This is a genomic window from Priestia sp. SIMBA_032 (assembly GCF_046535215.1).
In the GTDB taxonomy this organism is placed as follows: domain Bacteria; phylum Bacillota; class Bacilli; order Bacillales; family Bacillaceae_H; genus Priestia; species Priestia aryabhattai.
This window is the reverse complement of sequence record NZ_JAWRXD010001700.1, coordinates 1-230: the sequence shown is the minus strand read 5'-3', so window position 1 is coordinate 230 and position 230 is coordinate 1. Positions and strand designations below refer to the sequence as shown.

Below are 230 nucleotides of genomic sequence, written 5' to 3'. Positions count from 1 at the left end.
CGTCGAAGGGGTGGCCTCTCCGGAAATTTTTCGCACTGCCCACGCCCTCGGTGCGGATGCGTTTCAAGGGTGGCTCTTCGACCTGGCGATGCCGGCAGATCGCGTGCCCGCCTGCATGGAGAAATATGCGGACGGCCAGATCGTCGCAGATCTGCTGGCATCCACAGGAACGGCGGTCGGCCCCGCCTAGCGCATTCTGCTGCTACGACCCGCTTGGTCAGCGGGTCGTC

1 protein-coding gene is annotated in these 230 nt (G+C 64.8%); it reads left to right on the top strand.

The features are described from left to right. Positions 1-190, top strand: a 190-nt coding sequence (locus SB717_RS40040) for a hypothetical protein (RefSeq protein WP_410908945.1), incomplete at its 5' end; no start/stop codon positions are given. Between the last annotated feature and the right edge of the window lie 40 nt (positions 191-230).